Here is a 24,387-nt window from a genome sequence, read left to right on the forward strand (position 1 = left end):
GGTCGTCCCCGGCCCCAGGATCTGGGTTCCGAACGTCAGCTGTGGACAGGCCCCGCCCCCTCTCCCCTGCTAGCCTCTAGCGCGTGACGCGTACCGGCCTCTCGGACACCATCGCCGCCATCGCCACGGCGCCCGGCAGTGCGGGCGTGGGCATCGTGCGGGTCAGCGGCCACCGGGCGCTGGAGGTCGCGGACGGCCTGTTCCGGGGGAAGAGGCGGCCCTCGAAGACGCGCGGCGGCCGCTTTCTGTTCGGAGACCTGCTCGCAGCGGATGGCGAGCGGCTCGACGAGGGGCTGGTGCTGGTCTTCCGGGGCGGACGGTCGTACACCGGCGAGGACGTGGCGGAGTTCCAGACCCACGGCAGTCCGGCGGTGCTGGGCCGGGTGCTGGCCCGCACGCTGGAACTGGGCGCGCGGCTGGCCCGGCCCGGCGAGTTCACCCTGCGCGCCTACCTCGCCGGGCGCCTCGATCTGGCGCAGGCCGAGGCCGTACTGGGGCTGGTGGAGGCGCAGACCGAGGCGGCGCGGCGCCAGGCCACCCTGGGCCTCTCCGGCGCCCTGGGGACGCGGGTGGCGCGCATCGGGGCGAACCTCACGCGCACCCTGGCCGCCCTGCAGGCCATGCTCGACTACCCCGAGGAAGGCGTGCCCGAGGAAGACCGGGAGCTTCCCCTGGCGGCGGCCCGGCGCGACCTGCTGGAACTGGTGGGCACCGCCCGCGCCGGGCAGGTCGCCACGCGCGGCGCGCGGCTGGCCCTGATCGGCCGCCCGAACGCCGGCAAGAGCAGCCTGCTCAATGCCCTGGTGGGCTTCGAGCGCTCCATCGTCACGCCGCTGCCGGGCACCACCCGCGACTATCTGGAGGCCGGGCTGGAACTCTCCGGCGTGCCGGTCACGCTGGTCGACACCGCCGGCATCCGCGAGACCGGCGACGCCATCGAGGCCGCCGGGGTGCGTCAGGCGCTGAACCTGGCGGGCGGAGCCGATCTGGTGCTGGCCCTGGAGGACGGCAGCGCGCCGCGCGAGGCCCTGCCTGCTGAATTACCGCCGGGAGCCCGCGTGATCCGGATCCGCACCAAGGCCGACCTGAGCGCCGCCTGGACAGATCCCGGCGCGCTGGACGTGAGCGCGGTGACCGGCGCCGGACTGCCCGAACTCCGGGAGGCCATGGGCACGGCCCTGCTGGGCGACGTCTCGCGCGGGGAAGCCTGGCTGACCACCGAGCGGCAGGCCGACGCGGCGCGGCGCGCCCTGGCCCACGTGGACGCCGCGAGCGCGTTGCCCGACGACCTGGCGAGTTACGAGCTGGAAGAGGCCCTGGGCGCCCTCTCGGAACTCACCGGCCGGGACGTGCAGGAGGATGTGATCGACGCCGTGTTCCGGAATTTCTGCGTGGGGAAGTAAGGAGTTCTGAGCTATGGGCTATGAGCTAAGCGCGAAAGGTTCTCGCTCATAGCCTATAGCCCACAGCCCTATTTGCCTATTTGTTCTTCGACAGCCGTTCCAGCACCAGCCGGCTGACCGTCTTCAGCGTTTCGAACACGCCCACGCCCGTGCCGGCCATCGCCTCGAAGATCTGCAGCTCACGGCTGGGGTCGATCACCGAGAGGATCATGTCGGTGGGCAGGGCGTCGGGGAGGTCGCGTTTGTTGATCTGCAGCACGATGGGCACCTCGCGGACGTCGATGCCGTGCTCGGCCAGGTTCTCGCGCAGGTTGCGCATGCTCTCGGCGTTGGCGCGCAGGCGGCCCGGCGCCGAGTCGGCCACGAAGACGATGCCGTCCACGCCGCGCAGGATCAGCTTGCGGCTGGCGTTGTAGAAGACCTGGCCCGGCACGGTATACAGGTGGAAGCGGGTCTTGAAGCCCTGCACGGTGCCCAGGTCGAGCGGCAGGAAATCAAAGAACAGCGTGCGCTCGTCCTCGGTCGCCAGGCTCACCATGTCGCCGCGCAGGTGGCCGGGCACGCGCGAGAAGACGTGCTTGAGGTTGGTCGTCTTGCCGCTCATGCCAGGGCCGTAATAGACGATCTTGCAGTTGATTTCTCTGGCCGCGAAGTTGATGGTGCTCATGAAGGTGTCTCCTGTACCCGGCCGTGGGCGCGGGGCTGCGGGGAAAATCGGCTGGACATGTCAGCCGAGCAGATCGTCAAGCAGCGCATTGACGCCCTTGTTGAAGTCGTCCCCGAGCTGCACCGCCGGTACGTCTTTGAGCTCGTCGAGCACCGCGCTCATCTGCGCGACCGCCTTCTTGGCGTAGACCTTGACCTTACCCAGCGGCACGCTGGAATCGAAGATCAGGGTCAGCAGGGTCTGGTCGCCCACGGATTCCACGTAGAGCGTGCCGTTCTCGCCCTGGTGGATCTGCTCGCTGAAGGTGCGTTCACCCAGCAGGTTGGCCAGCGCGGCGGTGGCGGCGGCGTTGCTGGCGACCAGCGTGGCCACCGAGTCCAGCGCCGGAGGGCGGGGCGCCCACAGCGCCTCCTTGTGCGAGAGCACGAAGCCTTTGCGGTCGACCAGCAGGCCGTAGCGCACGCCGGTGGTGTCGAGGAGATCCTGGAGCTGCTGATCTACGCGTTCGTAAGCGTCGCCGTACAGCTCAAGTGAGGGTTCGATCATACGCGGGCCAGTATATGAACCCATCTCACACAAGAGCCTGACGGCGGGCCGGATCGGCGTGAGGAACTTCCTACCCGGCGGCTGCGCCGCGCCCCACCCCGGGACGGCGGGCCTGCAAGGCACAGATCTTCACGTCTCCGTCAGGCCCGGGCGTTACACTCGGCCCCGTGAGTGCGCGCAGAAGGGTTTGGATGGGGGTTCTCGTGGGCCTGGGGCTGGCGGGGAGCGCTCTGGCGAGGCCGGTGGCCATCGGCGGCCTGATGCAGCCCTCGAGCCTGGATTCGCGCCTGATCGCCGGCCAGGAGATGATGGCCGCCTGGACGCTCCCGCGCCTGGGCGTGGCCGTCCGCAACGATCCAGCCGACCTGCGGCTGCAGCTGGGACAAAGGGAGCTGCGCTACGCCCCGGCCACCGGCTGGCGGGCGCTGGGCTTCGCGCTGGGAGTGCCGTTGCCGCTGCCACAGCTGCAGGGCGGCAGCCTGTACGTGCCCCTGGAGGCCCTGAGGCTGCTGGGCGTGGGCGTGCTGGCCGATACGCCGGGCCTGCTGGACTTCGCGGCGCCCACGAGCGTGCCGGTCGCCACCCTGCCGCCTTCGGCGCCGCCCAGCGCCCCGGCCCGCCCCGCCCAGAGCGTGCCCGCGCCCTCGGCCCCGGTGCGGCCCGTGCCCGTGCAGCCGGCGCCTGGGCAGCCAGCGCCGGGACAGCCGGCCCCAGCCGTGCCTACGCAACAGGCGCCGACCCAGACCCCGCCGACTCAGCCCCCGCCGACTCAGCCTGCACCGCCGCCGGCCCCGGTGGAGATCCGCCCGGTCAGCCCCCCGGCGCCGGCGGCCCCACCCTCGCCCATGCAGACCGGGATTCCCCTGCCGGTGCCTCAGCTGAGCACCCGGGCGCTGGCCCACCTGGACACCGTGCGGGTCAGCCGTACGCTCTACCGCACGGTGGAGGTGCAGCGCGTGGTGCTGGAGTTCAACGACATCGCCCCCTACAGCGTGTCGCGGCAGAGCGCCGGGCTGAGCATCCTGATGCCGGGCGTGACCTCGCAGCCCCAGACCCAGACCCTGCCGTCCGGCGACTCCCTGGACATCCAGACCACCCCCACCGGCAGCGCCCTGAACCTCACGACCTCCGGCGGTCGCAGCACGGTCTTCACCCTGGACGAGCCCTACCGGATCGTGGTGGACACCGTGACCTACACCGACGACCGGGTGCCGCCGCCCGTGAACCCGGACGCCATCCCCGAGGGCGTGACCTACCAGCAGCGCGGCGCCCTGCACGTGCTGAGCTTCGACCCGGCCCGCTTCCGGCCCCGCGTGATCAGCGCGCCGCTGGGCCGCGCCTCGGACGTGGGCGAACTGGTGCGCTCGGTGGGCGGCGTGGCCGGCGTCAACGGCGGCTATTTCGACCCGGCGAGCAACCTGCCGGTCGATCTGGTCGAGCTCAGTGGGCAGATGACCTCCGGCAGCCTGGAAAAGCGCGGCACGGTGGGCTTCACGGCCCAGGGCGAGCCGCTGTTCGGCTATCCCCGCCCGCGCTACGTGCTCTCCGGCGCCTTTGGCAGCGTGACCGTGAACAGCGTGCGCGCCCGCCCGGACGCGGCCCTGCTGACCGCCTTCGTCGGCGACGGCCGCACCAGCGTGGGCGCAGGGAACCTGACCACCGTGCTGGTCGCCCCCGGCGCGGCCGTGATCGAGCGGGCCCAGAGCGGCGAGCTGGTACCGGGCGCCGGGGTGCTCGCTTTCACCTTCGACCCCGTGCGCTTTCCCGCCCTGCCCCGGCTGGCCGGCCTGCCCCTGAGCGTCAGCCTGAACTGGCAGGCCAGCGACGCCCCCTGGGCCAGCGCCGTGGAGGCGCTGGGCGCCGGGCCGCTGCTCGTGCAGGGCGGCCGGGTGGTGCTCGATCCGGTGCGTGAGGGCTTCAATACGGCGGCCGGCATCTGGAGGGCGACCCGGCAGGTGGCCTTCGGCATCCTGAGCGGCCAGAGCGCCATCTTCTTCCTCGAACACGGCACGCCCGAGACCTTCGCCGCCGCCCTGGCCGGAATCGGCGTGCGCGACGCCGTCCGGCTCGACAGCGGCAGCAGCGCCACGGCGTACCTGTCGGGGGGCTACGGCGGCATGGGCGGCTACCTGAACACGGTCTGGAGCCGTCCGGTGCCCAACGCCATCGTGTTCGTGCCCAGGAGCGCCGACGCGCAGAAGGCCCAGCCGCAGAAATCCTCGAAGTAGGAAATTGCGGCCAGAGGCCACACAGAGGAGAGTTCAAAGGGCCGGAGCTGGCCGCGAGCCCGCAGACAGGCTCCTGGCCGCGCCCGGCCGCTTCATCTCCCTGCCACCACGCCTCCGGGGGGCGGGACTACACTGGCCCCAGAGCGCCCGATGGACGCTCAGACGGACTGCCGCTCCATTCCGTCACATCCAGAGCCGAACTGGATGTTCCTCACTTGCGGCGAAATCCGTCTTTGTTCCTTCTCCCTTCGGTCGGATGGACTCCGAACACGGAACGGAATCCATCGGAACCGGTACCACTCTCCCCGCGTCAGCCGGGGCACAGTCTGGGGGGCCAGCATGAAAGAGCGGTTCATCGTGCTCAGGCAGGGCAACGTCGCACCTTCCGATACCTCAGGGCCTGCGGAGACCGGTTCCGTCCTGCCGCCCCGAGCCGGCGCCCGACCGGAGACGCGTCCGCGACCGGGCGCCGCCCGCCCCGCTCCAGCCAGGGCCCAGCTCGGGGTGGAGACCCTGGATCGCCGCGACCTCGCCGACCTGCTGGGCGAGCGGGATGTCCGGGCCGTCGCGCCCAGTATGCCCATGCGCCTGATCTCGCCCGTGAAACGCTCCAGCAGACCCGCCGCCCAGGCCAGCGGCTCCACCTGGGGCGTGCAGGCCGTGAAGGCCGACACCAGCCCGGTGACCGGCAAGGGCGCGGTCGTGGCCGTGCTGGACACCGGCATCGACAAGGATCACCCGGCCTTCGCGGGCATGACCCTGGTTCGGCGCGACTTCACCCCCGAGGGGGAGGATGTCGAGGGCGGCGTCGACGACGAGGGCCACGGCACCCACTGTGCGGGCACGATCTTCGGACGAGATGTGGGGGGCCAGCGTATCGGGGTGGCGCGGGGAGTCGAGAAGGCCCTCATCGGCAAGGTGCTCGGCAAGGACGGCGGCGGCAGCTCCGAGGGCATCGCCCGCGCCCTGACCTGGGCCACCGAACACGGCGCCCACGTGATCAGTATGTCGCTGGGCATGGACTTTCCCGGACTGGTGGCCCGGCTGATCAAGGGGGGGCTGCCCGCCGAACTGGCGACCTCACGCGCGCTGGTGGACTACCGCGCCAACCTGGAACTCTTCGCCGCCCTGGCCCGCTACGCCCGCAGCCTGGGCGGCGACGAGGTGCCTACCCTGCTGATCGCGGCCGCCGGCAACGAGAGCCGCCGCAACCAGAATCCCGACTGGGAGGTCAGCGTGGCCCCGCCCGCCACTGCCGAGGGCTTCACGTCGGTCGCCGCCGTGGGGCTGGGGCAGGGCGGCACCCCGGACGCGAACCTGACCGTGGCCCCTTTCTCGAACACCGGGGCGGTGGTGTCCGGGCCGGGGGTGGACATCGTGTCGGCGAAGATGGGCGGCGGCCTGGCCACCATGAGCGGCACCTCCATGGCTACGCCACATGTCGCGGGGGTCGCCGCGCTGTGGGTCGAGGCGCTGAAGAAGGACAACGACCTCACGCGCAGCACCCTGGAAACGGCCCTGCGCGGCCGCGCCACCCGCACGCCGCTGATCCGCACCGTGGACAAGCTGGACGTCGGCCTGGGGCTGGTGCAGTCTCCGCAGGCCTGAGATCGGGATACGAGATAAAGGAAGGGCGCTCACGGCACGCGCGGCCCCGGTCTGCTGGAATGCCTGGACATGAAAGCCCTGGCCTGCGCCCTCCCCCTGCTGCTGAGTCTGGTGTCCTGCGGCCTGCCGTCCGGCACCGGAGTCTCTCCCTCCTCTCCAGCTCCAGCGGCTCCCACCGCGCCCCCCGCCCCGCCCGCTGCCCCCTCCGGCACCTTCGCCGCGCGGGTGATGGAACTGACCAACGCCGCCCGCGCCCAGGCCCGGAGCTGTGGAGCCGACCGGTTCGCAGCCACCACCGCGCTGACCCCCAACGCGAAGCTGGCGCAGGCGGCCCAGGCCCACGCGGCCGACATGGCCGCGAAGAACTACTTCTCGCACACCAGTCAAGACGGCCGCACCCTGCGTGAGCGCATCGACGCCACCGGCTACAGCTGGTCGGCCATCGGTGAGAACATCGCCGCCGGGCAGGCCACGCCCGACGAAGTGGTGCAGGGCTGGCTGGGCAGTCCCGGCCACTGCCGGAACATCATGAACCCGACCTTCCGGGAACTGGGGGTCGGGTACACGCCGGCCAGCGGCGGCACGTACCGCACGTACTGGGTGCAGAACTTCGGCGCCCCCCGCTGAGACGCGTTGCGCTTCATTCCGCCCCCACCGGGAGAGCGCCGGATGTTCCTCCACATCGCGCAACGCGTCCTCCTTGCCTCTCCCTTCGGTCGGGTTGAATCTCTAAAGTCTTAGCGACTGGGCCGCAATTGGTATGAGACGACGAAAAAGGCGGCGAACCGGTGTCCGCCGCCTTTCCTGGCCTGAACGCTATGCCCCGAACAGCGTCCGGTACTCGCCGTACCCTTCGGCCTCCAGCTGCCCGACCGGGATAAAGCGCAGCGCCGCCGAATTGATGCAGTAGCGCAGGCCGCCCTGCTCCTGCGGGCCGTCCGGGAAGACGTGGCCCAGGTGCGAGTCGGCCAGGGGTGAGCGCACCTCGGTGCGGGCGTAGCCGATCTTGTAATCGGTGTTCTCGGTCAGAGTCTTCTTCTCGATGGGCCGGGTGAAGGAGGGCCAGCCGCAGCCCGCGTCGTACTTGTCGAGGCTGGAGAACAGCGGCTCGCCGGACACGATGTCCACGTAGATGCCGTCGTCGGTGGTGTCCCAGTACTCACCCGTGAAGGCGCGTTCGGTGCCCTCGTGCTGCGTCACCTGATACTGGGCGGGCGTCAGCCGCGCGCGCAGTTCGGCGTCGCTGGGTTTGACGAATGCTGCTCCGCTCGTGGCCTCGGTTTTGGTCATGAACCGAGTGTAGACGGGCCGGGCCGTAGCAACCGTGGTGGACGTCGCGGGCTCAGCCGGCCAGCCGCTCGGCTCTCTCCAGCACCTCCTTCGGGTTCAGCACGCCCTTGAACCAGACCACGCGGTCGCCGAAATCGCTGGGGTTCACGCCCGCCTTCTCCAGATTCAGCCGCTCGGACACGCACACGATCACGTCCGTGCGCCCGGATTTGCGCAGCAGCTCGAATTTCTTCCGCAGGTACTCGGGCCGCCAGTAGCCCACGATCTCCACCAGCACCGACCGCTCGCCCTGCACGAGCCGGAAGTCGGGCAGGATCACCCCGCCGGGCACCGGCACCAGGTCGACCTCGCGCTCCAGCACCCAGGGGGAGTCCAGCCGGGCGAACCGCTCGGTGAAGCCGCTCTCCAGCGCGGAATCGTGCTCATCGGGCGGTTTGTAGTGACTCACGTAGCCGTCCTCGCTGGTCAGGCCGTAGTGCCATTCCTCGTCGGCCGGATCGACCCAGGCGAGGTCGCGCCGCGGCTTCAGGGCCGCCGTGAGATCCCATTTCGTGACGTGCAGCAGCGCGGGCAGGAACTTCGCCATCGCCAGCCCGTAGCGGGTAGTGCCGCCGAACAGGCTGGTGGGGCCGTCCATGGTGAGCGTGAAGCCGAAGGTGGCGTCGCCCTCCACAGTGAGCATCAGGCCGAAGAGCTTGGTGTATTTCAGCAGCTGCTTGTAGCGCGCGGGCTCGTTGCGCCGGGCCGTGATGATCAGGCTGTAGGCCCGGTACAGCAGCCCCTGCGCCTGCGCCAGGTCGTAGCGCTGGAGCAGTTCAGTGGGAGTGGGCGGATCGAAGGCCACCAGCGTCTGCTGATCCGGCAGGTCGGCATACAGGGCGCCCTGCACCTCGGCGGGCGAGAGGGGGGAATCGGCGCTCAGGCTGCGCGACGCCTGTTCCAGCACGCGCGCCGCGTTCAGGCGGCTGGGCGGGTGGGCCTGCGCCAGCGCGAAGACCCGCTCGCGCACGAAAGCGGGCTCGACCGGGCCACCAGCCTCGAACTCACCCGCCTGGGTCAGCAGGTGCGCCAGCCCGCGCAGCACCCGGAAATCCGCGCGGCCCGCCTCCAGCGCCCGCAGTTCGTCGTCCAGTTCACTGCGGCGCCTACCGATGTGGCCCTCGAAGGCAGCTATCAGCGACTCGGCCAGCGCGAGGTTCGTCGGCGTGGGCCTGATCCGCTTGGGCTCGACCACGCCCGCCTTCACGCGGAAACTCAGCAGCTCAGTGGGCAGCATGGCTAATCCGAGGCATTGAGGTTCTCCCAGAAGCGGTCGTCCGGGGTCTCCCCCGGCGTCCACTGCCCGCGCCGCTGCCTGCTCACGCGCTCCTCGGCCGTGTTCTCGGTGATGACCTCGTACAGCACGGCGTGTTTGTCGGGCGCCCGGCGCAGGATGCGGCCCAGGCGCTGGATGTGCTCGCGCTCGGTCGCGGTGCCCGAGAGCACCACGGCCACGCTCGCCTCGGGCACGTCTACCCCCTCGTTCAGCACGCGGCTGGTGACCAGCGTGCGGTACTCGCCCGCACGGAAGCGTTCCAGCACTGCGTGGCGCTCCTTCGTGGGCGTCTGGTGCGTGATCGCCGGGATCAGGAATTCGCGGCTGATGCGGTAAACCGTGGCGTTGTCATCGGTGAAGATCAGGGTACGATCCTGCGGGTGCTCGGCCAGGATTTCCTCCAGCACGCGCAGTTTGCCCTCGGTGCCGTAAGCCAGCGAGCGCGCCTCCCGGTGGGCGAGCATGGCCGCGCGCCCCTGGGGCGAGCCGCTGCTCATGACGAACTGCTTCCAACCCTCGATAGACCCCAGCCGGATGCCCGAGAGCCGCAGGAACTCGTTGCGCCGGCGGATCAGGTCGTCGTAGAGGCGCTGCTCGCCCTCGCTGAGCCTCACGCGGATCAGCACCTCGCGGTAGGCCGAGAGCGTGTCGCCGGCCAGGTCTTCGGGCGCACAGGCATAGACCAGTGGCCCCACCAGCCCGTCCAGATCGCGCTCGCGGCCGTCGCTGCGCTTCAGCGTGGCCGAGAGGCCCAGGCGATAGGGCGAGAGCAGCATCTGGGCGACCACGCGGGTGAAGTCGCCGGGCAGGTGGTGGCACTCGTCGAACACGGCCAGCGCATAGCGCCCTGCCAGTTCCTCGGCGTGGATGGCGGCCGAGTCGTAGGTGCTGACCAGAATGGGCGTCTCATCGTGGCTGCCGCCGCCCAGCAGCCCCACGGAGGCGTCCGGGAAGGCGGCGACCAGCCCCGAGTACCACTGCTGCAGCAGGTCGAGGGTCGGCACGCAGACCAGCGTGCTGCGCGGCGTATCCCGCAGGGCGAGCTGCGCCAGGAAAGTCTTTCCGGCCCCGGTGGGCAGCTGCACCACGCCCCGCCGTCCGGCCGCCTTCCACGCCTTCAGGGCCTCCGTCTGGTGCGGGTAGGGCGCCTGCTCCTTGGCAAATCCCAGTTCCAGCTTCTGGAAGGCCGACGCCTCGTCGCGCAGTTCGTACCCTGCGGCCCGCGCCGCCTCCACGACCTCGCGGTACGCCTGCCCCGGCGCGCGGAAGCTCTGGCTCCGGGCATCCCAGGTAAACAGCCCCTCCAGCACGGCCGGCACCTCACGCATGACCAGCGTGCCGCGATCCAGGCGCAACGAAGGGGACATAGGGGCTCAGCATACGATTCTGTTGTGAACGGAATTGTTGTCTGGGTCGGGGTTGGGGGGACTTTGGTTGGCTGGTGTGCTCGGGCAGGCGGCGCGGAAGACGACCCCTCCGCCCCTTCGGGGCACCTCCCCTTAAAAGGGAGGCAAGGAAAAGCTCGACTGGCACGCCCTTCTTGGCTCCCTTCTAAGGGGAGCTGGCCGCGAAGCGGACTGAGGGGTCGCCTGGTGCTGGGGCGCTCAGCGCATCCCCCGCGACCCTGCCTGTGTTCCAGACGCCTCCAAGATCGACCGCAGCGACCTCCCGCCCGTCCTCTGACGACCACGACAAAGGCCCCGGCAACCCACGCCCGGAGCCTTCCGCCATCTGCCTTGAGCCTTCTCCCTCAGTCTGCCGCCTCACCCTTGGCGTACTGCAGCCGGTGCAGCTTGGCGTAGTACCCGCCCTTCGCCAGCAGTTCAGCGTGACTGCCCTGCTCCACGATCCGGCCCTTGCGCATGACCACGATGCGGTCGCAGTGCTCGATGGTGCTCAGGCGGTGGGCGATGATGATGCTCGTGCGGCCCAGCATGACCTTTTCCAGCGCGGCCTGAATCCGCAGCTCGGTCTCGGTGTCCACGTTGGCGGTGGCCTCGTCAAGCACCAGCAGGATGTCCGGGTTCTGGATCAGCGCGCGGGCGAAGGCCAGCAGCTGCTTCTGCCCGGTGCTCAGGGTCGCGCCGCGCTCGCGGACTTCGGTGTCATAGCCGCGTTCCAGGGTCAGGATGTAGTCGTGGACGCCCACGTACTTGCAGGCCTCGATCACCCGCTCCTGTGAGATCTCAGGGTTGTTCAGGGTCAGGTTCGAGCGGATGGTGCCGGCGAAGAGGAACACGTCCTGCAGCACCACGCCCACGTGGCGGCGCAGGTCGTACTGGGCGAGGTCGCGCACGTCGTTGCCGTCCACCTTCACGGCGCCGCGCTGCACGTCGTAGAAGCGGCTCACCAGGGCGGTCACGCTGGTCTTGCCCGCCCCGGTCGCGCCCACCAGGGCCACGCTCTCGCCGGGCCGGATGTCGAGGTTCAGGCCGCGCAGGATCCAGCGGTCGTCGGTGTCGGGGGTCTCGGCGGTCACCGCGCTGTCGTAGGCGAACCACACGCCGTCGAACTCCACCCGGCCGGCGAACTGCTCCAGGCGCCGGGCCTCCGGCTTGTCGGCCACCTCGACCTCGGTGTCCAGCACGCCGAAGATGCGCTCGGAGGAGGCCATCGCCGCCTGCAGGTTGTTGAACACGTCGGCCAGATCCTGGATGGGCTGGAAGAGCTGCTGGGTCCACTGCACGAAGGCGAACAGCGTCCCCACGGTCACGGCGCCGGCCACGCCCGTGCCCACCGCCTCGGCGCCCAGGATCTGGCGGGCGCTGAAGTACAGCACCAGCGCCACGGCGAGCTGCCCCAGCACCGCCACCACCGGCATGAACAGCGAGAACCAGTGCACCGAGTTCTCGTTGGCCCGCAGCAGCGCGCGGTTCGAGCGGTCGAAATCCAGGGCCGAGCGGCGCTCACGGCCGAACAGCTGTACGGTCAGCATCCCAGTGATGTTCTCGTTGAGCTTCGAGTTCACGATGGCCTGCTGGGTGCGCGTGCCCCGGAAGGCGTCGCGCAGCCGCGTGCGGAAGAAGTTGGTGGCGAAGTACAGCACCGGCAGCACCGTGAAGGCGATCAGGGCAAGTTGCCAGTTGATGCTGAGCATCACGGTCACGAAGACCAGGATCAGGAACGAGGAGGTGATCAGCGAGATCAGCCCGCCCGTGATGAACTGGTTGATGGCGTCCACGTCGCTGGTCACGCGGGTGATCAGGCGGCCCACCGGGTTCTGGTCGAAGTAGGCCAGGTGCAGGCGCTGCAGCTTGGTGAACACGTCGGCGCGGATGTCGCGCAGCACGTTCTGGCCCAGGTAGCCCACCGCGACCGTGGAGGCGTAGTTCAGCAGGAATTCCACGATCTTCAGGGCCACGTAGCCGCCCACCACGATCAGCAGGCCCCGGTACAGGGTGTCCACGTCGCGTCCGGCGCCCGCGCCCGGCAGCAGGTAGTTGTCGATGGCGTAGCGCTGCAGCAGGGTCGGCAGGGGCTGCACGGCGGCCGTGAGCAGGGCCAGCAGCACCCCGCCGGCCGCCAGAGCCCGGTATGGCCCGAGGTAGTTCAGGATGCGCCGCGTGAGCTGGGCGTCGAAGCCCTTGGCGTAGGCGTCCTGGGGATCGGGGGGCTGGGTCACTTCTGTACCTCGGGGATGCGGGAGGGGTCGGCAGGGGCGCTCTCCAGCCGGTCAGCGGCGGCCTGGGGATCTTCGATGGGTTCGTCGTCGCTGTCCAGGTCGCTGGCGAGACGCTGCAGACGTTCCAGTTCGGCGTAGTGGCCGCCCAGGGCCAGCAGGTCGTCGTGGGTGCCCTGCTCGGTCACGCGGCCCTCGTTGAGCACCACGATGTGGTCGGCGTGGCGCAGGGTGCTCACGCGGTGGCCGATCAGGATCACGGTACGGCCCTCGCTGATCTCGCGCAGGCCGTCCAGGATGCGGCGCTCGGTCTCGGTGTCCACAGCCGAGAGCGAATCGTCAAGGATCAGGATGCGCGGCTCACGCACGATGGCGCGGGCAATAGCGGTGCGCTGGCGCTGGCCGCCCGACAGGGTCACGCCGCGTTCGCCCAGCATGGTGTCGTATTTGTTCGGAAAATCCTCGATATCGCCCGCCAGCCCGGCCAGGCGCGCGGCGCGGCTGACCCGGCCCTCGTCCGGGCTCTGTGGGATGTCCTGCGGGAAGGGCAGGCCGACCACGCTGACCCCGGTGGGCACGACCGGCAGCTCCGCGTTGCCGGTGCCGAAGCCGATGTTGTTGGCGATGGTGTCGCTGAAGAGGAAGGGCTCCTGCGGCACCACCGAGATGGAGTCGCGCAGCACCTTGAGCGGAATCAGCCGGACGTCCTGGCCGTCCACCTTCACCACGCCGGAGGTCGGGTCGATGGAGCGGGTGATGAGCTGGCCCAGCACCGTCTTGCCGGCGCCGGTCGGGCCGGTAATGCCCAGGAAGGTGCCGGCGGGCACCTGCAGGTTCACGCCGTTCAGCACGTCCAGGGTGCCGTAGCGCACGCCCACGTTCTCGAAGGCCAGGTCGCCGCGGATGGCCTTCACGGTGGTGTCGCTGCGGCCGGGGTCGTCGTAGACCTGGGCGCGGGCGTCCAGCATCTCGCGCAGGCGCAGCCAGGAGCCCAGGCCGCGCTGCGTGACGCCGGTGATCCAGCCGATCATCAGCATCGGCCAGGCCAGACGTTCCAGGGTGATCAGGAATTGCACCAGCATCCCGGTCGTGAATTCGCCCCCCGGCGAGGTCAGGATCAGCCGGCCGCCGACCATCAGGATCAGCGCGAAGGCGATCCCCAGCAGCAGCGAGGTAAAGGAGCGCAGAGGCCCGTCCACGCGGGTCAGGGCCACGTTGCGCTTCAGGAGTTCCAGGTTCATGGCCCGGTAGTCCTCAATCTCGCGGTCTTCGATGGCGTAGCCCTTGACCACCCGCGCCCCGCTGAAGTTCTCCTGCGCCCGCGCGGCGATCAGGGAGTTCTGCTCCTGCGCCGCCTTGTGCCGGGTGTTGATCAGCCGCGCCAGGTACCACAGCACGCCCACGATGATGGGAATGACCGCGATCACGATCAATGTGAGCTGCCAGCTCAGGCTGAACATCACCGCGAAGGCCGTCACGAAGCCCGAGATGATGTTCACGATCTGCCAGGCCCCGAAGCCCAGCATCTCGCGCACGGCGCTCAGGTCGCCGGTCAGGCGGTTCATCAGGTCGCCGGTGCGGGCTCGGTCGTAGTAGTACTTGTCGAGCGTCTGCAGGTGGGCGAAGATGTCGCGGCGGATCTCATACTCGGTCTGGCGCGAGGCCACCACGATCATGCGGCGCATCAGCAGCATGAAGGAGCCCGCCGTCAGCGAGGCCAGCACGATGCCCAGCGCGTATAGCCCGGCGCGCTCCAGGGTGATGCCGGGGGTCGCGGCGCTCGCGTCGACCTGCCCAGTCAGGCCGTCGATGGTGAAGCGGATGAAGTAGCCGGGCAGCAGGTTGGCGCTGTTAGCGACCACCACGGCGAGCAGGCCGATGATGTACTGGCGCCGGTGCATCATCAGGTAGGGCCAGAGTGATTTCAGACTTTCCAAGGGCAACCTCGTTGGGCGGCCAGCAGTCGGGTGCCGGCGCGTCCGTGCGGGCGTCAGCATACGCCTGGGAGGGCGCGGCCAAATGCGCGTAATGGCGCATGGGGTGTGCCTCTTAAGGAACGATTGACACCCCTGGAGGCCGGTGCTACTATTCCCAGCCGGAAGGGAACGCGCAAGCGAGAACTTCCACGCTCAGGGGCGAAGGCTTCGCTCGGGCTTCTGCTCCAGGGACGGTGCCACCCTAGCTCAACTGGTAGAGCACCCGACTTGTAATCGGAAGGTTGGGAGTTCGATTCTCCTGGGTGGCTCCACCGAAGCTGGATCTGAGCTGGACTGCTGTTGGCTGGACGATTGCTGTGGGTAGGTGGCCGAGTGGTTAAAGGCGACAGACTGTAAATCTGTTCACGTACGTGTACGGCGGTTCGAATCCGCCCCTGCCCACCACCCCTTACCCGGGTGACCCCCCTGCGGGAATAGCTCAGTTGGTAGAGCGTCAGCTTCCCAAGCTGAATGTCGCGAGTTCAAGTCTCGTTTCCCGCTTTTCTTTTCCGCTTCTGTAGCTCAGTGGTAGAGCACTCCCTTGGTAAGGGAGAGGTCGTCGGTTCAATCCCGACCAGAAGCTCCACACCCGGCGCGGCCTGCAGATCCCTCTGTGGGCCGCTCCTTCTTTCCCGCCAGGCAAGGTGGACGCTTTGTGGCTCAGCCCTTTGCGTTTGCGGGGCAGGCGAGTACACTGTCAAGGCTTGTCCGCTTGCCGGGCACACCCATTTCAGGAGGAACAAGAACATGGCGAAAGGAACGTTCGAGCGCACCAAGCCCCACGTGAACGTGGGCACCATCGGCCACGTCGACCACGGCAAGACCACCCTGACGGCCGCCATCACCTTCACGGCCGCCGCGGCCGACCCGACCATCGAGACGATGGACTACAGCCAGATCGACAAGGCCCCGGAAGAAAAGGCCCGCGGCATCACCATCAACACCGCCCACGTCGAGTACCAGACCTCGGGCCGGCACTACTCGCACGTCGACTGCCCCGGCCACGCCGACTACGTCAAGAACATGATCACGGGCGCCGCGCAGATGGACGGCGCGATCCTGGTGGTCTCCTCGGCCGACGGCCCCATGCCCCAGACCCGCGAGCACATCCTGCTGGCCCGTCAGGTGGGCGTGCCCTACATCGTGGTGTTCATGAACAAGGTCGACATGGTCGACGACGAGGAACTGCTGGAGCTCGTCGAGATGGAAGTGCGCGAGCTCTTGAGCAAGTACGAGTTCCCCGGCGATGACCTCCCCGTGGTCAAGGGCTCGGCCCTGCAGGCGCTGGAAGTGCTGCAGAAGAACCCCAAGACCCAGCGCGGCTCGGACAAGTGGGTCGACTACATCTGGGAACTGCTGGACGCCGTGGACTCCTACATCCCCACCCCCGAGCGCGACACGGACAAGCAGTTCCTGATGCCGGTCGAAGACGTCTTCACCATCACCGGGCGCGGCACCGTGGCGACCGGCCGGGTGGAGCGCGGTGTGGTGAAGGTGCAGGACGAAGTGGAGATCGTGGGGCTGCGCGACACGCGCAAGACCACCGTGACCGGCATCGAGATGCACCGCAAGCTGCTGGACTCGGGCATGGCGGGCGACAACGTGGGCGTGCTGCTGCGCGGCGTGGCGCGCGATGACGTGGAGCGCGGGCAGGTGCTGGCCAAGCCGGGCAGCATCAAGCCGCACACCAAGTTCGAGGCGAGCGTGTACGTGCTGAGCAAGGACGAGGGCGGACGGCACTCGGCGTTCTTCGGGGGGTACCGGCCGCAGTTCTACTTCCGCACGACGGACGTGACGGGCGTGGTGGAACTGCCCGAGGGCGTGGAGATGGTCATGCCCGGCGACAACATCACCTTCATCGTCGAACTGATCAAGCCCATCGCCATGGAAGAAGGCCTGCGCTTCGCCATCCGTGAAGGCGGCCGCACCGTCGGCGCCGGCGTCGTCGCGAAAGTCATCGAGTAATCCGGACTGGATTCAGGAGGGGGAGGCCTGCGGGCCTCCCCCTCTTCGTCGGTTGGTAGCATCGGGCATGGCCAAGCAGCTTCCGGCGATCAGCGAGCACCTGCGCGCCTTCATCGGGCAGCAGCACCTGTTCTTCGTGGGCACGGCCGCGCCGGATGGCCGGGTAAACATCTCTCCCAAGGGCATGGACAGCCTGCGGGTGCTGGGGCCGAAGCGGGTGGCGTGGCTCAACGTGACCGGCAGTGGCAACGAGACTGCCGCCCACCTCCTGCAGCTTCCGCGCATGACGCTGATGTTCTGCTCGTTCCAGGGTGCACCCTTGATCCTGCGGCTGTACGGCCAGACCCGCATGATCCAGCCGCCCGACACCGAATGGGCCCAGTACGCGCCCCTCTTCCCCGCCCTGCCCGGTGCCCGGCAGATCTTCGTGCTGGAGGTCGAGCTGGTGCAGACGTCGTGCGGGATGGCGGTGCCCCTGATGGAGTTTCAGCAGGAGCGGGACGACCTGAACAGCTGGGCACGGCGGCAGACGCAGGAGGAGCTGGACGCCTACCGGCAGCGGAAAAACGCGCGCAGCCTCGACGGTTTCCCCACACGGCTCCCCGCGCCCGGAGCGGCCCCAGTGGACACCTGAGCCGTCGCTGTCTATAATCGGAATGTTGCCCGCCAGAAGGCGGGCTTTTACCAGCGAGACAGTTTCCCGCCCGGCGGGCGCTGGGAGCAGCACGAGCCCTCAGGGGCAGGCTGCGAAAGGAGTACGAGCATGGCGAAAGACGGCCCCCGCATCATCGTGAAGATGGAAAGCAGCGCAGGTACTGGCTTCTACTACACGACCACCAAGAACCGCCGCAACACGCAGGCCAAGATGGAACTGCGGAAATACGACCCCGTGGCCAAAAAGCACGTGGTCTTCAAGGAGAAGAAGGTCTGATCCGGCGTCCGGGCCACGCGGCCTGGGCAGGATCGGGCTTCTCTCGTGTTGTGACGCAGGTGAATGCATGAACTTGATTCAGTATTTCCGTGACTCGCGCGCGGAACTGGCCCGTGTATCGTGGCCCACCCGGGCGCAGATCATCGAGGGCACACAGGCCGTGCTGATCTTCGTCGTGGCCCTGACGCTGGTGACCTGGCTGATGGACGTGACCTTCGGGGCGCTGATCCGTCTGGTGCTCGAAGGACGGCTGGCATGAGCATCGAATGGTACGCCGTACATACCTACGTGGGTCAGGAAGACCGCGTGGAAGCCCAGCTGATGGATCGCGCCACGAAACTCGGCATGAAGGGCACCAAGATCTTCCAGGTGCTGCAGCCCACCGAGGACGCCGTGGAACTGCGCGAGGGCGGCAAGAAAGAGACCGTCAAGCGCAAGCTGTTCCAGGGCTACGTGTTCGTGCAGATGGACGTCGAGGACGACGACGCGCCCGGTGAACTGGGCGAGTCGTGGGAAGTGGTGCGCGGCACCAACGGCGTGACCGGCTTCGTCGGCACCGCCACCCGCCCCGTGCCCCTCTCGCCCGAGGAAGTGCAGCGCCTGCTGGCTTCCGTGGGGGTCGCGGCCCAGCCGAAGGTCGAGGAAGCGCCGCGCATCAAGGCCAGCTTCAAGGCCGGCGACATGGTGCGCGTGACCGGCGGCCCGTTCGCGGACTTCAGCGGCGTGATCAGCGAGGTCAACATGCCGCAGGCCAAGGTCAAGGTGCTGGTCAGCATCTTCGGCCGCGAAACGCCGGTGGAACTCGACTTCTCGCAGGTCGCCAAGTAAGGGCCTGTCCTTCCGCACTAGGCAGGACACCCCGCACGCAGTAAAATCGAAAAGTTGCTGTCAGACCGTCCCAGGGCGGCGCAGCGCTTAGCGTCAATACCCCAGCCGCCACGCGTGGCCCGGGGGAGCTAAGGAGGAACCAAATGAAGAAAGTCATGGGACTCGTCAAATTGCAACTGCCGGCAGGGAAGGCCACCCCGGCCCCGCCCGTCGGCCCGGCCCTCGGTCAGTACGGCGCGAACATCATGGAGTTCACCAAGGCCTTCAACGCCCAGACCGCCGATAAGGGCGACGCGATCATCCCGGTGGAGATCACCATCTTCGCCGATCGCAGCTTCACCTTCATCACCAAGACCCCCCCGATGAGCTACCTGATCCGCAAGGCCGCCGGCCTGCAGAAGGGCAGCCCGACCCCCAACAAGGCCAAGGTCGGCAAGCTCAACTGGGATCAGGTGCTGGAAATCGCCAAGACCAAAATGCCCGACCTGAACGCGGGCAGCGTCGAAGCCGCCGCGAACACCGTGGCCGGCACCGCCCGCTCCATGGGCGTGACCATCGAGGGGGCTCCCAATGCCTAAACACGGCAAGCGTTACCGGGCTCTGGTCGGCAAGGTCGACCACGACAAGCAGTACACCATCGACGAGGCCGCCGCGCTGGTGAAGGACATCGCCACCGCGAAGTTCGACGAGACGGTAGAGATCCACTTCCGCCTCGGCATCGATCCCCGCAAGAGCGACCAGAACGTGCGTGGCACCGTCGCGCTGCCCCACGGCACCGGGCGCACCGTGCGCGTCGCCGTGATCACCAAGGGTGAAAACCTGGCCGCCGCCGAGGCCGCCGGGGCCGACACCGTGGGCAGTGATGAGCTGATCGAGCGCATCGCCGGCGGCTTCATGGACTTCGACGCCGTGGTCGCCACGCCCGACATGATGGCCGCCATCGGCCAGAAGCTGGCGCGTCTGCTCGGGCCGCGGGGCCTCCTGCCCAACCCCAAGAGCGGCACCGTCGGCCCCGACGTGGCGGGCATGGTGCGGGGCCTCAAGGCCGGCCGCATCGAGTTCCGCAACGACAAGACCGGCGTGGTGCACGCGCCAATCGGCAAGGCCTCCTTCGATCCCAGCAACCTGAGCGCCAACTACGCCGCGCTGCTGGGTGCGCTGGAATCCGCCAAGCCCGGCACGGCCAAGGGCGTCTTCGTGCGCTCGGCTCACCTGAGCACCACCATGGGCCCCAGCATTCCGCTGACCCTGAGCGGCGCCTCGGCGTAACGGTGATGGTCGATGGTTGATCGTAGATGGGAAAAGACCATCAACTTCTGACCATCACCCATCCCCCTCCTTTCGGCACCCCGGTGCAACTGCTGTTCGCACCTTTCCAACACGCCCTCATTCCGGCACCAAAGACAGCGGGGACGCCTAAGCCACGTTTAAAGATCCCGCCGAGTTGCCAGGCTGCGACGCTCGTGTACAAGCACTGCGAACCAACTGCACCTGGACTTGTTCCCACCTAGGAGGTACTGCGTGGCGAACGAAAAGAACCAGCAGACCCTCAGCTCCCTGCAGAGCAGCCTGACGGACATCGAGACGTTCTACGTCGTCGACTACCAGGGCCTGACCGCCGGACAGCTGAGCAAACTGCGTAAGGACATCCGCGAGAAGGGCGGGCAGCTCATCGTTGCCAAGAACACCCTGATCAACCGCGCTCTTCAGGCTGGCGGCCGCGACTTCACCGACGCCCTGAAGGGCCCCAGCGCCCTGGTGCTGGCCCAGGACGACCCCGCTGGTGTGGCGAAAGCCCTCAGCGAGGCCGCCAAGGGCAACGACAAGGGCATCCCCACCATCAAGGGCGGCTTCGTCGAGGGCAACAAGGTCGACGTGAAAGTCGTCGAGCGACTGGCCAGCCTGGGCAGCAAGCAGCAGCTTCAGGCCGAACTGGTCGGCGTGCTCAGCGCGCACCTGTCGAGCTTCGTGGGTATCCTCGAAGCCTACAAGACCAAACTCGAAGAGCAGCAGGGCGCTTAAGGCCCCTGAGGCCCGCCCGCACCACCCATTTCAATTCCGGAGGACACACTCATGGCATACGACAAAGCAGCACTGATTGACCAGCTCGGCCAGCTCACCATCATGGAACTCGCCGACCTCATCGACGGCCTCAAGGAAACCTGGGGCGTCACCGCCGCCGTGGCGGCCGGCCCCGCCGCTGGCCCCGCCGCCGCCGCCGTGGAAGAGAAGACCGAGTTCGACGTCGTGCTGGTGGATGCCGGCGCTTCCAAGATCAACGTCATTAAGGAAATCCGCGCCATCACCGGCCTGGGCCTGAAAGAAGCCAAGGACATGAGCGAGAAGGGCGGCGCGCTGAAAGAAGGCATCAGCAAGGACGAAGCCGAGAAGATCAAGGCCCAGCTGGAAGCCGCTGGCGCCCGCGTCGAACTCAAGTAAGTCTCCCCTCACCGGAGTGCAGCCCCCGCCGAAAGGTGGGGGTTTTTCGTTGAGGTGAGGTCGAACGGTCTAAACGTCGAACTGTCGAACAGAAACAGCTTCACCACTTCCTTTCATGCCAGTTGCGGCCCAGAGGGAGGAGCAAAAGCACGTGCTGTGCGGTATGGAGGAACATCCGGTGCTTTCCTGGTGGGGGCGGAATGGAGCGCAGTGCGTATCATGCCCGCTGCGTCTGCTCCAGCACCTGCCGCACGAAGAGCGACGGGTCTCGGCGCAGGCGTTCCACGCTCGTCTGGGGCAGATCCCGGCGGGCCGCGACGTACAGCCGGACGCCGTAGTCCGCGTCGGCGCTGAGGGTGCTCAGCACGGCGGGGGGCAGCTCGGGCCGGGCCGCGATCTTCGCGCGCACCTGCCAGGCACTGTGGGCGGCCAGTCCGGTCACCTCGGCCTCGCTGAGCACGCGGTTGGAGGCCAGCGCGACCTGGAACTCCGACCGGGGATGGCCCACGGCGAAACGGCGCAGCCAGTCTGGGGCGAGGTCGTGGCGGATCAGGCGCAGCAGGGTCTCTTTTGGCCAGTCCTGGATCAGTCGAGGCTGAGCCAGCCGCAGGAGCGGCAGCCCCCGGTTGCCCAGCACCTCGCCCGGACACTCGGGGGCAAGGTCGCGCAGCACGCCAGGGGGCGTGTTCGGGTGGGCGGCGACGGCGCAGCGAACCTGCGGATCCGGGTGGGTGGCCAGCCGTTCCAGCTCCCGCGAGGTCGTCCCAGCGGTCAATACCGGAGCTGGATGGGGATGTTCAGTGTCTCCTGCCATAGCGTCAGCAGCTCCCTCAGGTCGTCGTGAGGCCGGGCCTCCGGGGTGGTCGGGGTCAGTTCGTCCAGCACCTCGAAGGTCAAGGTGCCAGGGCCACTCTGCTGCCAGTCGGCCTGGAGGGCCTTGTGCCGGCAGGTGCCGGTCTGCAACTCGAATCTCGTCCGGTTCAGGATGGCGTCCAGATGCACGCTCCAGCCCAGCAGGGTGCGGCCGCTCGGTACGTGGGTGATCCGGTAGACGCCCATGCGCGGCGCCGGATCTCTGGCGGGGCGGCTCATGGGTGTTCCTCGAATGCCGGGGCAGCGAGGTGCAGGGCGTGCAGGCGGACGTCCTCGGGCCAGTCCTGCACGAGCGTCCGGAAGGCCGCGCCGTCGCCGGCGTACAGGGCGCGGCTGGCCTCCTCGGCGCCGGGCAGATCGCCGCCCATGACGGTCAGGAAGCGGTCGGTGGGCAGGGTGGCCATGCGGCGGCGCTCGGCCACCGGATCAGCCTTCCTCGCCTCGTCGATCAGGCGGCGCAGCGCGGCCGAGGCGCCGTTCGGGTGGCTCTCCAGCCAGTCCCAGTGGCGGGGCAGCAGGGAGACCTCGCGCGAAACCACCCCGAGTTTCGGGCGACCGGGGCCAGTCTTCGCGGAAACCGGCGCCTCGCGGGCCAGCACCTCGTCCAGCGTGCCACTCAGGTTGAAATCCACGGTGCGGCCGGTCTGGTCGTTGAACACCAGCAGCGGCTCGTGGGTGCGCTCCAGTTTCGTCTTCAGGTAGGTCAGGACGTCGGGCAGGGGGGCGGTCAGCAGGCGCTGGCGGCCCAGGAAGATGGTGTAGTTCGCGGCCGTGTCCATGGCTGAATATTACCCGGCTGAAATAGGATTGGTCAATATCAGCCGGGTAATATCAATGGCCTAGAGGGGAGAGCGGGCGTTCGCGTGGCCGTGGCAGGCAGCGGCGGACGGGGACGCCATGCTCAGTCGAGCAGAGGCACTCCCTGCGGGCGGCTGGAGCGGATAGAGTCACCCGATGCCGACGAAGCTTCCTCCCCCTGCCACCTCCCTGGACGCCACGTGATTCCCTGGGTGCCGCTGGCCCGCGCCGCCATTCCCGGCACGACGCAGCAGCTGTGTCTGCACCGTCGGGGAGACCTGCTGGAGTTCTCCATCCAGATTTCGGGTTATGTCAGCGAGCTGATGAACAGCCGGATGCACGCTTCGGAGGACGCGCTGGCCGAACTGGGCTGCGCGGTGATCTCAGGCCGCCCCGCCCCGCACGTCCTCGTCGGGGGCCTGGGCATGGGCTTCACGCTCGCGGCGGCCCTGAAGGCGCTGGGGCCCGGCAGCAGGGTCACGGTGGCGGAACTCGTCCCGGAGGTCGTGGAGTGGAACAGAGGCCCGCTGGGCGAGTGCGCGGCCTACCCGCTGCACGACCCCCGCACCCACGTCCATGTGGGCGACGTGGCCGAGCTGCTGCGGCAGGGCCACGCCACCTACGACGCCGTGCTGCTCGATGTGGACAACGGCCCCGAGGGCATGACGCACCACGGTAACGACTGGCTCTACTCGCCGGCCGGGCTGGCGGCCGCCCGGCGCAGCCTGCGGCCCGGCGGGGTGCTGGCCGTGTGGTCGGCCACCCCGGACGAGCGCTTTACCCGGCGGCTGCGGCAGGCCGGCTTCCGGGTCGACGTGCATACGGTGCGGGCCCGGCCCGGCAAGGGGGCCCGCCACACCATCTGGCTGGCGCACCGGACGCAGGGAGCCCCCAGCGGCCCACCACGGGTCAGGCCCGCCGACTCACGCCGCTCGCGCTAGAGCGGCCGCGTCCCTTCTATTTCAGCTCCCGCCGCAGCCCCGCCGCCATCTGGAACCATTCGCGTTCCTGTCGGCGGTAGAGATTCGTGGCACGCTGCTCGGTCTTCGCCATCTGATCCAGGATGACTTTCGCCTCCCCTCCCCGGCCCTGACGGATCAGGTAGGCGGCGTAGCGGGCGCGCGGTTCCTCGGTGGTGGCGGCGACCATCGCCTGCCGGTAGGTCTCGTCGGCCTGCGGTTTGCTCTGCGCCTCCTGGGCCTGTCCCAACAGGGTCATGGTGCGGGTGCGGGTGGCCGCGCTGGTTCGCAGGTCGACCTGAGTGAGCTTATGTTCAGCGCCCTGCGGATCGTTCCGCGCCAGGTCGAGTTCGGCGCTGGTCAGCAGCACCACCGGATCATCGGAGTAGATGCCGGCCAGCAGTGGGTTCAGGGTGGCCTGGGCGTCGTCGAGGCGGCCCGCGCGGGCCTGCAGGGCGGCCAGGTCGGCGCGGTTCTGCAGCGTGTCGCTCTCGGTCAGCTGTTCCTGCGCGTCGCGGATGCGCAGGTCGAGCGGCTTCAGGGCGTCCACGCCGCGCGCCACCGCCCGCCCCGCCGCCCGGCCGCTGCCCCGCAGGCTGGGAATCAGCACCATGAAGGCGTAGGCCACGGCGCCGATCATCCCGAAGATGCTGCCCAGCAGCGCCCCGAAGCCCAGCAGGAACATCCAGAAGATCTGCTGACGCGTGGCGATGGCGTGGATCAGGCCCACAACCGCCAGCAGGCGGAGCACGTTGAAGATCAGCGGCAGGTAGGGTTGGAGGGCGTCCACACCTCCATCCTAAAGGCACACGGCCCGGTGCTGAACCGAGCCTAAGGAACGGTCATGGGCAGCCCACGACCCGTGACCCGGAGCGGCGCCTCCTCCGCCATGCGGCCGGCCCGGCGCCGAAGGGGGTGGCGGGGAGGTCGCTCATGAGATGA

At 68.6% G+C, this 24,387-nt stretch carries 25 protein-coding genes and 4 tRNA genes; 18 read left to right on the plus strand and 11 right to left on the minus strand.

The genetic code is table 11. The annotated features are described in order from the left end of the window. The first annotated feature begins 83 nt into the window (after nucleotides 1-83). Nucleotides 84-1,403, plus strand: coding sequence for a tRNA uridine-5-carboxymethylaminomethyl(34) synthesis GTPase MnmE (mnmE, locus tag CVO96_RS02825; protein ID WP_103310109.1), 1,320 nt, complete (start codon nucleotides 84-86; stop codon nucleotides 1,401-1,403). A 76-nt stretch (nucleotides 1,404-1,479) separates the two neighbouring features. On the opposite strand, the gene mglA is transcribed toward mnmE, so the two are convergent. Together mglA and mglB are read right to left on the minus strand one after the other, a co-directional pair. Continuing rightward, a complete protein-coding gene (gene mglA, locus CVO96_RS02830; protein ID WP_103310112.1) occupies nucleotides 1,480-2,070 on the minus strand; it encodes a GTPase MglA in 591 nt (196 codons plus the stop codon). A gap of 60 nt (nucleotides 2,071-2,130) precedes the next feature. Then, the gene (gene mglB, locus CVO96_RS02835; RefSeq protein ID WP_103310115.1) at nucleotides 2,131-2,616 is read right to left on the minus strand and encodes a GTPase-activating protein MglB; all 486 of its coding nucleotides are present in this window, start codon (nucleotides 2,614-2,616) and stop codon (nucleotides 2,131-2,133) included. A gap of 167 nt (nucleotides 2,617-2,783) precedes the next feature. Here mglB and CVO96_RS02840 point away from each other — a divergent pair, with 167 nt between their 5' ends. The 3 genes from CVO96_RS02840 to CVO96_RS02850 all read left to right on the plus strand — a co-directional run bounded on the left by CVO96_RS02840 (nucleotide 2,784) and on the right by CVO96_RS02850 (nucleotide 7,079). Further along, nucleotides 2,784-4,844 (plus strand): phosphodiester glycosidase family protein, encoded by a 2,061-nt coding sequence (locus CVO96_RS02840; RefSeq protein WP_341476159.1) that lies wholly within the window; start codon nucleotides 2,784-2,786, stop codon nucleotides 4,842-4,844. Between the two features lie 339 nt (nucleotides 4,845-5,183). Then, a complete protein-coding gene (locus CVO96_RS02845) occupies nucleotides 5,184-6,452 on the plus strand; it encodes a S8 family peptidase (RefSeq protein WP_103310119.1) in 1,269 nt (422 codons plus the stop codon). A gap of 69 nt (nucleotides 6,453-6,521) precedes the next feature. Then, on the plus strand, nucleotides 6,522-7,079 hold the full coding sequence (locus tag CVO96_RS02850) for a CAP domain-containing protein (protein ID WP_103310122.1): 558 nt from the start codon (nucleotides 6,522-6,524) through the stop codon (nucleotides 7,077-7,079). Between the two features lie 189 nt (nucleotides 7,080-7,268). Here the strand turns inward: CVO96_RS02850 and msrB are convergent, their stop codons facing one another. From msrB to CVO96_RS02875, 5 genes are all read right to left on the minus strand, one after another. After that, nucleotides 7,269-7,742, minus strand: a complete 474-nt coding sequence (gene msrB / locus CVO96_RS02855) for a peptide-methionine (R)-S-oxide reductase MsrB (RefSeq protein WP_103310124.1) — start codon at nucleotides 7,740-7,742, stop codon at nucleotides 7,269-7,271. Between the two features lie 52 nt (nucleotides 7,743-7,794). Further along, a complete protein-coding gene (locus CVO96_RS02860; RefSeq protein ID WP_103310127.1) occupies nucleotides 7,795-9,018 on the minus strand; it encodes a DUF790 family protein in 1,224 nt (407 codons plus the stop codon). A gap of 2 nt (nucleotides 9,019-9,020) precedes the next feature. Further along, nucleotides 9,021-10,424, minus strand: coding sequence for a DEAD/DEAH box helicase family protein (locus CVO96_RS02865; RefSeq protein ID WP_103310129.1), 1,404 nt, complete (start codon nucleotides 10,422-10,424; stop codon nucleotides 9,021-9,023). 383 nt (nucleotides 10,425-10,807) lie between these two features. Then, on the minus strand, nucleotides 10,808-12,679 hold the full coding sequence (locus CVO96_RS02870; RefSeq protein WP_103310132.1) for an ABC transporter ATP-binding protein: 1,872 nt from the start codon (nucleotides 12,677-12,679) through the stop codon (nucleotides 10,808-10,810). Next, nucleotides 12,676-14,577, minus strand: a complete 1,902-nt coding sequence (locus tag CVO96_RS02875; RefSeq protein ID WP_165795351.1) for an ABC transporter ATP-binding protein — start codon at nucleotides 14,575-14,577, stop codon at nucleotides 12,676-12,678. The genes CVO96_RS02870 and CVO96_RS02875 overlap by 4 nt, the downstream gene beginning before the upstream one ends. A 271-nt stretch (nucleotides 14,578-14,848) precedes the next feature. On the opposite strand from CVO96_RS02875, the gene CVO96_RS02880 reads away from it, so the two are divergent. The 13 genes from CVO96_RS02880 (at nucleotide 14,849) to rplL (ending at nucleotide 20,815) form a co-directional block, all read left to right on the plus strand. Further along, nucleotides 14,849-14,924 (plus strand) — tRNA-Thr (locus CVO96_RS02880). Nucleotides 14,925-14,971: 47 nt separating this feature from the next. Then, nucleotides 14,972-15,057 (plus strand) — tRNA-Tyr (locus CVO96_RS02885). Nucleotides 15,058-15,080: 23 nt separating this feature from the next. Further along, a tRNA-Gly gene (locus tag CVO96_RS02890) sits at nucleotides 15,081-15,153 on the plus strand. Between the two features lie 10 nt (nucleotides 15,154-15,163). Further along, nucleotides 15,164-15,238, plus strand: a tRNA-Thr gene (locus CVO96_RS02895). A 161-nt stretch (nucleotides 15,239-15,399) separates the two neighbouring features. Continuing rightward, nucleotides 15,400-16,617, plus strand: coding sequence for an elongation factor Tu (tuf, locus tag CVO96_RS02900; RefSeq protein WP_103310138.1), 1,218 nt, complete (start codon nucleotides 15,400-15,402; stop codon nucleotides 16,615-16,617). 67 nt (nucleotides 16,618-16,684) lie between these two features. Further along, nucleotides 16,685-17,251 (plus strand): pyridoxamine 5'-phosphate oxidase family protein, encoded by a 567-nt coding sequence (locus CVO96_RS02905; protein ID WP_103310140.1) that lies wholly within the window; start codon nucleotides 16,685-16,687, stop codon nucleotides 17,249-17,251. A gap of 129 nt (nucleotides 17,252-17,380) precedes the next feature. After that, entirely contained in the window at nucleotides 17,381-17,548 is a 168-nt protein-coding gene (gene rpmG / locus CVO96_RS02910; RefSeq protein ID WP_022800165.1) for a 50S ribosomal protein L33, read from the plus strand. A 67-nt stretch (nucleotides 17,549-17,615) separates the two neighbouring features. Then, a complete protein-coding gene (gene secE, locus CVO96_RS02915; RefSeq protein ID WP_103310142.1) occupies nucleotides 17,616-17,807 on the plus strand; it encodes a preprotein translocase subunit SecE in 192 nt (63 codons plus the stop codon). Then, on the plus strand, nucleotides 17,804-18,376 hold the full coding sequence (gene nusG / locus CVO96_RS02920) for a transcription termination/antitermination protein NusG (protein ID WP_103310144.1): 573 nt from the start codon (nucleotides 17,804-17,806) through the stop codon (nucleotides 18,374-18,376). Before secE ends, nusG begins: the two co-directional genes overlap by 4 nt. A gap of 143 nt (nucleotides 18,377-18,519) precedes the next feature. After that, entirely contained in the window at nucleotides 18,520-18,954 is a 435-nt protein-coding gene (gene rplK / locus CVO96_RS02925) for a 50S ribosomal protein L11 (protein WP_103310147.1), read from the plus strand. Beyond that, a complete protein-coding gene (rplA, locus tag CVO96_RS02930; protein ID WP_103310149.1) occupies nucleotides 18,947-19,645 on the plus strand; it encodes a 50S ribosomal protein L1 in 699 nt (232 codons plus the stop codon). Before rplK ends, rplA begins: the two co-directional genes overlap by 8 nt. Nucleotides 19,646-19,897: 252 nt before the next feature. Beyond that, nucleotides 19,898-20,398 carry a 50S ribosomal protein L10 gene (rplJ, locus tag CVO96_RS02935; RefSeq protein WP_103310151.1) on the plus strand — a complete coding sequence of 167 codons (501 nt, stop codon included), beginning with the start codon at nucleotides 19,898-19,900 and terminating at the stop codon, nucleotides 20,396-20,398. A gap of 51 nt (nucleotides 20,399-20,449) precedes the next feature. Then, nucleotides 20,450-20,815: a 50S ribosomal protein L7/L12 gene (gene rplL / locus CVO96_RS02940; RefSeq protein WP_103310153.1), complete on the plus strand. Its 366-nt coding sequence runs from the start codon at nucleotides 20,450-20,452 to the stop codon at nucleotides 20,813-20,815. A 217-nt stretch (nucleotides 20,816-21,032) separates the two neighbouring features. On the opposite strand, the gene CVO96_RS02945 is transcribed toward rplL, so the two are convergent. From CVO96_RS02945 to CVO96_RS02955, 3 genes are read right to left on the minus strand one after another with little or no spacing between them, the layout of a single operon-like run. Further along, a complete protein-coding gene (locus tag CVO96_RS02945) occupies nucleotides 21,033-21,590 on the minus strand; it encodes a hypothetical protein (protein WP_103310156.1) in 558 nt (185 codons plus the stop codon). After that, nucleotides 21,587-21,907, minus strand: a complete 321-nt coding sequence (locus CVO96_RS02950; RefSeq protein ID WP_103310158.1) for a GIY-YIG nuclease family protein — start codon at nucleotides 21,905-21,907, stop codon at nucleotides 21,587-21,589. The genes CVO96_RS02945 and CVO96_RS02950 overlap by 4 nt, the downstream gene beginning before the upstream one ends. Continuing rightward, nucleotides 21,904-22,467, minus strand: coding sequence for a DUF2239 family protein (locus tag CVO96_RS02955; protein ID WP_103310161.1), 564 nt, complete (start codon nucleotides 22,465-22,467; stop codon nucleotides 21,904-21,906). The genes CVO96_RS02950 and CVO96_RS02955 overlap by 4 nt, the downstream gene beginning before the upstream one ends. A gap of 219 nt (nucleotides 22,468-22,686) precedes the next feature. Between CVO96_RS02955 and CVO96_RS02960 the strand changes: the two genes are divergently transcribed. Further along, nucleotides 22,687-23,427, plus strand: coding sequence for a spermidine synthase (locus CVO96_RS02960; RefSeq protein ID WP_103310164.1), 741 nt, complete (start codon nucleotides 22,687-22,689; stop codon nucleotides 23,425-23,427). 16 nt (nucleotides 23,428-23,443) lie between these two features. Here the strand turns inward: CVO96_RS02960 and CVO96_RS02965 are convergent, their stop codons facing one another. Then, nucleotides 23,444-24,235, minus strand: coding sequence for a hypothetical protein (locus CVO96_RS02965; protein ID WP_103310167.1), 792 nt, complete (start codon nucleotides 24,233-24,235; stop codon nucleotides 23,444-23,446). Nucleotides 24,236-24,387 lie beyond the last annotated feature (152 nt).

This window comes from Deinococcus koreensis, assembly GCF_002901445.1.
Taxonomy (GTDB): domain Bacteria; phylum Deinococcota; class Deinococci; order Deinococcales; family Deinococcaceae; genus Deinococcus; species Deinococcus koreensis.

Bases quoted from the DNA above. Each gene is read 5' to 3' on its own strand.
- mglA (WP_103310112.1), bottom strand. From the start codon at position 2,070: ATGAGCACCATCAACTTCGCGGCCAGAGAAATCAACTGCAAGATCGTC.
- mglB (WP_103310115.1), bottom strand. From the start codon at position 2,616: ATGATCGAACCCTCACTTGAGCTGTACGGCGACGCTTACGAACGCGTA.
- CVO96_RS02845 (WP_103310119.1), top strand. From the start codon at position 5,184: ATGAAAGAGCGGTTCATCGTGCTCAGGCAGGGCAACGTCGCACCTTCC.
- CVO96_RS02850 (WP_103310122.1), top strand. From the start codon at position 6,522: ATGAAAGCCCTGGCCTGCGCCCTCCCCCTGCTGCTGAGTCTGGTGTCC.
- msrB (WP_103310124.1), bottom strand. From the start codon at position 7,742: ATGACCAAAACCGAGGCCACGAGCGGAGCAGCATTCGTCAAACCCAGC.
- CVO96_RS02860 (WP_103310127.1), bottom strand. From the start codon at position 9,018: ATGCTGCCCACTGAGCTGCTGAGTTTCCGCGTGAAGGCGGGCGTGGTC.
- CVO96_RS02865 (WP_103310129.1), bottom strand. From the start codon at position 10,424: ATGTCCCCTTCGTTGCGCCTGGATCGCGGCACGCTGGTCATGCGTGAG.
- CVO96_RS02875 (WP_165795351.1), bottom strand. From the start codon at position 14,577: ATGCACCGGCGCCAGTACATCATCGGCCTGCTCGCCGTGGTGGTCGCT.
- tuf (WP_103310138.1), top strand. From the start codon at position 15,400: ATGGCGAAAGGAACGTTCGAGCGCACCAAGCCCCACGTGAACGTGGGC.
- CVO96_RS02905 (WP_103310140.1), top strand. From the start codon at position 16,685: ATGGCCAAGCAGCTTCCGGCGATCAGCGAGCACCTGCGCGCCTTCATC.
- rpmG (WP_022800165.1), top strand. From the start codon at position 17,381: ATGGCGAAAGACGGCCCCCGCATCATCGTGAAGATGGAAAGCAGCGCA.
- secE (WP_103310142.1), top strand. From the start codon at position 17,616: ATGAACTTGATTCAGTATTTCCGTGACTCGCGCGCGGAACTGGCCCGT.
- nusG (WP_103310144.1), top strand. From the start codon at position 17,804: ATGAGCATCGAATGGTACGCCGTACATACCTACGTGGGTCAGGAAGAC.
- rplK (WP_103310147.1), top strand. From the start codon at position 18,520: ATGAAGAAAGTCATGGGACTCGTCAAATTGCAACTGCCGGCAGGGAAG.
- rplA (WP_103310149.1), top strand. From the start codon at position 18,947: ATGCCTAAACACGGCAAGCGTTACCGGGCTCTGGTCGGCAAGGTCGAC.
- rplL (WP_103310153.1), top strand. From the start codon at position 20,450: ATGGCATACGACAAAGCAGCACTGATTGACCAGCTCGGCCAGCTCACC.
- CVO96_RS02950 (WP_103310158.1), bottom strand. From the start codon at position 21,907: ATGAGCCGCCCCGCCAGAGATCCGGCGCCGCGCATGGGCGTCTACCGG.
- CVO96_RS02955 (WP_103310161.1), bottom strand. From the start codon at position 22,467: ATGGACACGGCCGCGAACTACACCATCTTCCTGGGCCGCCAGCGCCTG.